Origin of the sequence: Lacticaseibacillus camelliae DSM 22697 = JCM 13995 (genome assembly GCF_001436615.1) — a bacterium.
Taxonomy (GTDB): Bacteria; Bacillota; Bacilli; order Lactobacillales; family Lactobacillaceae; genus Lacticaseibacillus; species Lacticaseibacillus camelliae.
In genome coordinates, this window is sequence record NZ_AYZJ01000034.1 from 98,749 (window position 1) to 107,384 (window position 8,636).

The 8,636-nt window shown below is 52.5% G+C and carries 3 protein-coding genes; all 3 read right to left on the reverse strand.

Going from position 1 to position 8,636, the window contains the following annotated elements:
* Window positions 1–115: 115 nt before the first annotated feature.
* The 3 genes from metF to FC75_RS07670 all read right to left on the reverse strand — a co-directional run bounded on the left by metF (window position 116) and on the right by FC75_RS07670 (window position 8,509).
* Window positions 116–988 (reverse strand): methylenetetrahydrofolate reductase [NAD(P)H], encoded by an 873-nt coding sequence (gene metF, locus FC75_RS07660; RefSeq protein WP_054664748.1) that lies wholly within the window; start codon window positions 986–988, stop codon window positions 116–118.
* Window positions 966–3,254 carry a 5-methyltetrahydropteroyltriglutamate--homocysteine S-methyltransferase gene (gene metE, locus FC75_RS07665; RefSeq protein ID WP_056989554.1) on the reverse strand — a complete coding sequence of 763 codons (2,289 nt, stop codon included), beginning with the start codon at window positions 3,252–3,254 and terminating at the stop codon, window positions 966–968. The genes metF and metE overlap by 23 nt, the downstream gene beginning before the upstream one ends.
* 446 nt (window positions 3,255–3,700) lie before the next feature.
* The gene (locus tag FC75_RS07670; RefSeq protein WP_056989555.1) at window positions 3,701–8,509 is read right to left on the reverse strand and encodes a S8 family serine peptidase; all 4,809 of its coding nucleotides are present in this window, start codon (window positions 8,507–8,509) and stop codon (window positions 3,701–3,703) included.
* Window positions 8,510–8,636: the final 127 nt, after the last annotated feature.

Consider the following 8,636-nt stretch of genomic DNA (forward strand, 5'->3'; position numbering starts at 1 on the left):
TGGCTAAACATACTCTAATCCATTATACAGAACGACTGCCGCTAACACCAGCCGCCCTTACGGACCTAAAGCAAAAGACACGCCTGCCAGCAGCAAGCGTGTCTCACCTGTAAGATTACTGGCGCACCAGTGACCGCGTCGCTTCGACAATCCGCTTGGCGACCGTGGGGTTGTCCATCGTGTAAAGATGGATGCCGTCCACCCCGTGCACCATCAAATCAACGATTTGGTCAATGGCGTAGGCAATGCCGGCATCGCGCAGCGCGTCCGGCCGGCCCTCGTAGTGCTTCATCATGCTGAGAAACTTCTCCGGCAGACTCACGCCGCAGGTCAAGGCCATCGTGTCGATTTGGTGCTGGCTGAGGACCGGCATGATCCCTGCCTCAATCGGCACCGTGATGCCCGCTGCCCGGGCCCGGTCGACAAAATCATAAAAGACGTGATTGTCGAAAAATAACTGAGAAATCAGCTGAGAGGCGCCAGCGTCGACTTTTTCCTTCAAGTGCTGCAGATCCGCCTCGGGACTGGTGGCCTCGGGATGGGTTTCAGGGTAGCACGCCGCGACCACGTTAAAGTCCCCGTACTCATGGATGTGTGTAATCAAGTCGCTGGCGTGCGGAAAGTCGTTAGCGACCCGGCCGCCATTCGGGATGTCGCCGCGCAGGGCTAGAATATTCTCGATCCCGGCTGCTTTAAAATCTTCCAGCAGGCTGTCAACCTCAGCCGTCGTGAGTTGCACCGCCGGCAGGTGCGCAACTGCCGGCAGGCCATACTTTTTCTGAATGCGGTCGGCAAGGTCCAGCGTCACATGGCGCTGATCCTTTTTCCCGGTGTGAAGCGTAACCGACACGAAATCCGGGTTCAGCTCGGACACCGCACTGATGGTGTCATCGATGCGGCGATAATCCTCTTCCGGACTGCGTCGACGCGGCGGAAACAGTTCAAACGACAGAACTTGATGGTCCTTAAACAGTCGGTTGACTTTCATGGGCGAGCTCCTCTCGTACCTGCTTCGTCGCGTCGACCATGTTGCGCAGGCTCGCAACTGTTTCAGGCTCCTCGCGCGTCTTCAGGCCACAGTCCGGATTGATCCACACGTTCTCCTTGGGAATACGGCGCAGGATCTCGTGAATGATCTTGACGATTTCGTCCTTGGACGGCACCCGTGGTGAGTGGATGTCATAAACGCCAGGGCCCACGTGCGTTTCAAAATGGACATCGTGCAGGACATCGAGCAAGGTCATGTCGGCCCGCGCCGCCTCAAAGCTGATGACATCGGAATCAAGTGCGTCAATGGCTTCGATGATATCCCCGAACTCCGAGTAGCACATGTGCGTGTGAATCTGCGTGGTCGGCTGGACCTTGGCCCCCACCAGCCGGAATGCCGGTACGGCCCAATCCAGGTACTTGCTGTTCCAGTCCTTTTTGCGCAGGGGCAGGTTCTCCCGCAAAGCCGGCTCATCGATTTGGATGATCTTGATGCCGTGCTTTTCCAAATCCAGCACTTCACCTTGCAGTGCCAGGGCAATCTGCTCAGTGGACACTTTTGGCGAGACATCCTCACGCGGGAATGACCAGTTGAGAATCGTGACCGGGCCAGTCAGCATTCCCTTCACCGGCTTATCCGTCTGGCTCTGCGCGTAAACGGACTCCGCCACGGTGATCGGGTGGGTGCGGACCACGTCGCCCCAGATGATCGGTGGCTTGACGCCGCGGGTGCCGTATGACTGGACCCAGCCATTTTCGGTAAAGCGGAAGCCTTTCAGGTTATCGCCAAAGTACTCGACCATGTCGTTGCGCTCAAACTCGCCGTGAACCAGGACGTCCAGCCCCAGCTCCTCTTGGATTTTCAGCCAGCGCCGTTCCTCTTTGTGGTTGAACGCCGTGTACTCTTCCTCCGTGATGTTACCCTTGCGGAACTCGGCGCGATTCTTGCGCACAGCCGCCGTCTGCGGAAACGACCCAATCGTGGTTGTCGGCAAAATCGGCAGGTTGAACTCCTTGGCCTGAATGGCCAGACGCTCCTTGCGTGCTGGCAGCCGCTTGTAGTCCTCTGGTTTCAGCGCAGCGATTTTAGCATTGATGGCCGGGTCCTCTTCGTAGCGTGGCGTTGCGAACAGGTGCCGGTTGGCCAGCACTGCCGGGGTCTCCCGCTTGGCGTGGCGCGCCTCATCCAGTTCACGCAGCTCGGTCAGTTTTTCCTCGGCAAACGCGAGGTAGCGGAGCTCGGCCGGATCAATTTTGGTTTCGTTCTTGGTGGTGTAAGGCACGTGCAGGAGCGACGTCGACGTCGACAGCACGATCTTGTCAGCCACGTCGTCCAGCTGACCCAGCAACGCCAGGGTCTTGTCGTAATTGGTCCGCCAGATGTTCTTGCCATTGATCACACCGGCAAACAGCACCTTGTCCTTCGGGAAGCCCTGAGCCGTCAGCAGATCCAGATTGACCTTGCCTTCGATAAAGTCCAGACCCAAGCCATCAAAGGCCAGGCTCGTCAGGTTCTGGTACGAATCCGTGACATCGCCAAAGTAGGTTTGAAGTAGGATCTTGGCAGCGCCTTTTTTGCTCAAAATGGCGGTGTAAAGCTGCTTGAACAGCGCGCGGTCGGCGTCAGTCTGATCGAAGACCAAAGCCGGCTCGTCCAGCTGAATCCACTCTGCCCCTTCGTCAACCAGCCGACCAATGATCTCAGCGTAAGCGTCAACCAGCGCAGCCACGAAGTCCGCCGGTTGCTTACCATCTAAGAAACGGCTCAAGTGCAGGAGCGTGTACGGACCGACCAGCGTGGGCCGTGCATTGATACCAGCCGCCTTGGCTTCCTTGAACTGGGCGAATAGCTGCCAGTCGCGGACCTTGATTTGCGTATCCTGGTCAAATTCCGGCACCAGATAATGGTAGTTTGTGTTGAACCATTTCTTCATCGACAGGGCCTTCACGTCGCCGGCCTCGCCTTGGTAGCCGCGCGCCAGGGCAAAGTACTCGTCCAGCGGCGCCAGCTTGAGGTCCTGGTAACGCTTCGGCACAATGTTCAGCAGAAATGCTGTGTCCAGAGTAGTGTCAAAGAACGAAAAATCGCCAGTTGGGATTTGATCGATCCCCGCCTGCTTAATCGTGTGCCAGTTTGCCTGGCGCAGCTTTTTGGCCGTGTCCTGCAACTCCTGCGCAGAAATGCGCTGCTTGAAATAATGCTGCGTCGCGAACTTAAGCTCGCGGTGCGCCCCGATACGCGGATAGCCAATAATTGTTGTTGTCATGATATTGCTCCTTTTTGCGATAAAAAAAGCCGCCCTACACTCCCTAGAGAGTGCAAGGGCAGCTTGGCTGCGTTACCACCTTGTGTACACGACTGACTCACGCCAGCCGCCTCGATCAGTCCGGCCTTACGGCGAGACTCGGCGCTGTAATGGGCGCACCCAGACCGACTTAACTTGCGCTCAGCCGGCCGCGGCAGCAAAGACCATCTTCACCGAGTTGGCTGCACCGCTTCTCATCCCCTGCGGCTTTCTGTTCCAGACTAGTCGGTTACTCATCTTTTAATCGCGTTTTAATGTTGTGAAAATTCTAACCCTTGATGCAGCAGCTTGTCAACCACAAACCGGAAATCAAATTAAGTCTTGATTAGCAAGCTGGGGTGACTGGATTCAAAAAACCAGCCCCTACCCAATGGATAGAAACTGGTCATAGAACTAGTTACCTAAGACTAGTTGCGCTTACGCCGGTCGCCAAAACCAAAGGCCATGGAAAGACCAGAGATAATCGCCGCACCAAGCAGTGCCAGACTGCTGGACTGGTTGTCACCAGTCTTTGGCAGGTTGCCAGTTGCTGCTTGTTCTTTCGGACTCAGAGCGGCTTTCGCAGCCGAATCGTCAGGTAAAGCTGAACTGCCAGACTTGGAAGCACTCTGATCTGTTGCTGCACCTGCGGCCGGTTGTTGATCGTCCTTTGGTGTTGCTTCAGAAGTCTCCTCAGAGGATCCTTGAGAAGTTGCTTCAGACGTCGAAGTACCCTTAGCTTGAGCTGCCGCAAGCTGAGCCGCAAGTTTTGCGTTGCGATCAGCCGCACCAGCATTGTAGCCTTCGGTGAAGCCCTGAAGATAGTCAGCACTCTTGCCAGAGAGATCCTTCAGCTGTGCGCCGGTTGAACCTTCACGGTAGCCTTCCTTGTAGCCGGCGTCTTTATCAGACATTGTGGCTGTGGTCGGCCCGCCGTTGTCAGTACCTGTCGAAGTGCCGCCCTCATCGGTGCCCGTTGTCGAGGTTGCGTCAACGCGTGTCACTTCGATTGTCTTGGTGACCGTGTTACCAAGTTGGTCGGTTGCCTGCAAGGTAATCACATTCTCACCTTTCTGAAGAGGAATGGCGCCCTTGTATGTGTACGGCCCAAAGACGTTGGTCGTTGTCTCGTTTTCAGGCTCGCCCTGATTCTTCTGGCGGAAGACCTGGTTGCCATTAACAGTCAGTGTGTAATCGTCAGCGTTATCGTTGACAATTGCCGACAAATCAAATTTGTCAGCTGACGTCTGAGTCTTGTACGTGCCATCCTCAGTCGGTGCACCGGTATCAAGACCAGCGATGTCAACGGCAAGACTTGGATCGTCTTCATCCCGATAGAAGATCAGGTCATTCCGATAAATCCGGAGCTCGCCTTCTGTCCCATCTGGGTTAGTCAGCTGGTAAATCAGGATATATCCAACTGCTCGATCCGAATCATTAGGAATCTTGACCTTGTACGAGAACGTCCCATCAGCATTAATGGTCACCTTATTAGCTGGATCATCTTCATAAGAAGAATTACCAAGAATGTAAAGGGCTGCGTGCTTATAATCAGCTTCTTCTACTTCAGAGTGCCCAGCGGTCTTGAGCTTACCTGTGATGGTGTATTCACCAGTAGCAGGATCAAAGTTCTTATCGGTCGTGGTCGTATTAAGTGTAGTCTCAATTGGGGTATCCAGAGTCAGGACATCTTGATCAGGCATCTTAAGGTCGCTGTCAGCGCCTTTGTTGGTGCCGTTATCAATGGTGGTGTGATTCGTATCGATGATGTGACCCTTTTCACGCCAATTGTTGTTCGTCCGGTAGTCCAACTCTGGAAGCAGGAAGTTGTCCTCGTGAGAATCCTGATAACCAACCTCAGTGGCTGTCGGATCCCAACCAGTCCCATCGTAGTTATTCGTACCATCCGGTTGATCGTACTTGTGGATCAAATCGCTCAAGTACTTGGTATCCGTGAACGGAGAAACATCGTTAGAATCAACGAATGTTGTCTCAAAGTCTTCAGAGCTCGAAGATTGTTGACTCATGCTGGTCGTACTTAGCAGGATACTGTCGATCAATGATTCCTTATAAACGCCAGCCTGATCCGTCGGAGCAATCGCGTAGCCAGTGTACAGGGCAGCACCAAGGTTGATCATCAGATCTTCGGCGTGCTGAATGCCATCAACCTTAAACAACAGATTGCCATCTGCGTCCTTGTCATACGGTGTGTATACCTGACCGGTGATTTCGTTTTTAACAAAGTACTGTGTTCCTGCGGGGCCACTGACCTTTGCCTTAAGAATCGCGTCATCCGTCGTACCTTGGTACAAGGGTGTAGAAACAGAGTCAACCGCAAATCCGAACTCAGACAAGTTGACCCCTGTGATACCCGAAAGATCACCGTTATCTGTTTTGTCTGACGTTGAATCAAGAGTTTGCGCTTTAGCAAGATAGAATTGGAACAGCGGCGCTGCTTCAGTTTCATCAGTGTTAGCCTTAGTGACTCCACTGCCAATTCCTGTCGCCAACGTGGCAGTTGCAGCGTTGCCAGCAGCATCATGAATGGTCAACTTCAAACTGCCATCACTCGCCTTTAACGCAGCCACTTCATCATCGGTCAGTTTGTAACTGAACTGGCCTTCGTTACTGGTCCCATCGTTGCCCAGACTGATTTCATGGTCTTTCCCGGCGATTGTATAAATCAACAGTGAATCATTGGTAAACCCAATTCCCTTATCAGCATAATTGAACGCAATCGTGTTGTTGGCAGCATCAAACTGTGGCTCAAACGTTGGTGCCTGAGTATCGATAGTCAACCCAAAGTCTTTCGTCTGAGTCTTGTGTGCTCCTTCATAATTCATCGTTCCGATGATCCGGTAGGTGTACTTGCCATCGGAAGCGGCAACCATTTTGCCGGTTGCCTGGTCATAGACAGTACCGTCCCAAGTCAGCGCCTCTGGCCGGTCATAGGCCATCGTGTATGACTGCGCCAAAGTCGTGTAGCCAAGACCACTTGCAGTCGCATTGACCCCACTGGCATCTAGGTTGTTTTCTTGATCAAGGATCCGAACCACGTTGCCATTGGCATCCAAGATCTCTGCGGTGATTGATTTCAGGTTTTGTGTGACGTAGACGACTGGCGTTACCGTATCATCGTCCCCATCCGCGTTAGGGGAAATAGAGGCCTTAAACCCATCGGCGGCCGCGACAACCCCTTTAACATTCTCGTCATCATCGCCTTTGTCAGAGTAACCATTAGCAAAGTTGCTTGCTGCCTGATCAACAAACACTTTCACCGCTTCGTTACTGCTACCAATACCCAGTGGCAGTTGTGAAGCACCATCAGCCAGGTAACTGGTGTACCCTGCACCGGACAGATCAAAGACGTTCTCATCAGTCAAATCGCCATAGAAGGCCAGATACGGAACGGTGACATCGTTACTGCCGTCGGTTTCACTGCTTGCAAAACGCAGGAATCCTTCGACAATCTGATCTTTAGTAACTGAATCGCCAATGTTCAGCGTCAACGTAATATCCTGTGTCTGACCAGCCTTGATCGTGAAGGTGTCATTTACCATGGAGACGTTAGCGTCAGCAAGCGTCTCATCATGCGAAACACCATTGCCAAGCAGTTTGCCATTCGCATCAGTATCCCAGACGTTCTTCAGCACCGTGTATTGATCTGGCTTGAAGGTATAAGTAACGTCATGATCACCGTAGTTCGTAAAGTGGAGCGTGATATCGGTCGTCTTGCCAATATTTTTAAGGGAAACTGAACCTGTATTGGCATCGCCCTCTACAGCAACCGTGGTCTCCGTTGCCAAACCAGCATCAGCCAAGCCAGCACCTTGCTGCCGCGGCGAAAAGGCATTCCCAGTGTTTTCATCCGCAATCATAATCGCGCTGTTCATCTCGGCCAACTTGGTGTAAAGCGCAAGTTTCGCGCCAGTAAAGCCTAACTTCTTCAACCGCTGCTCAATCAGGGCGGTGATCCCTGAAGAGGTCGGTGCGGACATAGAAGTACCGGACATCTGCTGATCTTGATCCTCATATTCAAGCGAGTCGAGGTTGACCCCAGGACCGGTGACATCCGGCTTCAACGTGAAGTCGGAATTTGGACCCCAAGAACTAAACTGGGCGACCATACCAACGCCAGAGTCTAGTCCCATCATTGAACTCATCTGGTTCTCAATGGATAAGTCACCAGAAGCCGCAACGGCAATCGAATATGGTGACGTTGCTGGGTTCGACAGCTGAGAGTAATTCTCAGGCTTATAATCCTGACCACCACCGGTTGAGGTGTTAGCCCGCGTACCAGAGTTTGAGGCAGAGACGTTAACAACGACACCATGTTCAAAGGCGTACTCGACTGCCTGCTCTTCGAGATTCTCCTCGTCCTCGTTCATGTATGTGCTGCCCAATGACATATTGATGACATCAGCACCAAGATCGACAGCATCATGAATAGCCTTGTAAAGTTCCTGGGCTTCACTCGCACTCGAATTGGAAATTACCCGCAAATCAAGAATCTGTGCTTGAGGCGCAATCCCAACCGCGTACTTTCCATCATCAGTCGATGCATCATTACTCGAAGTATCATCGGTTGTGGTCGCAGTGGACGAGTCTGAATCATTCTTCTTTGTTAACAAACCTAAAATCAGGCTGGTCAAACTTTGGGCCTGCGTAGGGTCAGTCAACTTGTCTTTTAGATCAGCCGTCAACTTATCCAGCGCATCCTTATCCAACTTGCCAGTAGTGATGAGCTTCATAAAAATACTCGTGAACTCTGTCGTCAGTGCACCACTACCATCGGCGGTTGTCAGGGCTTGGATTGCTTGCTGCTCGCCACTAGCCGCAGGCTGTTGACCGTCAGCCGCAATGATTCCTGACACATGCATCCCATGATCAACTTCGTACGTGCTTGTGCTGTCGGAGTCATTGTCGACATAATTATAGGCAAATGGAATCTTGTCGTTAATGTATGTGCCGTAACCCTTCTGGTCAATGAATTTCTGAGCGTCAGCTTGACTGATTGCCGCTGTGCTATCATCATCCAAACGCATATCAGTAACTGGTTCAAGGCCGTTATCTATGACAGCCACGACCATCCCGGTACCGTCATAGCCGTTCTCCCAGGCCTTAAATGCATCGATTCCGTTGAGGAAATTAATGGTGTAAGGCAACTGACCATTGCCAAAATACTCAGTAATCTCCTGATCACTAGCATTCTTCATCGTCGCCATGATATCAGCCATGCTGTAGATGAAGGAAATAAGTGGGCTCTCCTTGGGGTGCCCCAGCTCCTCCAAATGCGCCTTATAATAACTGCCCCAGTTTACAATTCAAGTGCAACACCTTAGCGACTAGACCAAAAAGGCCATG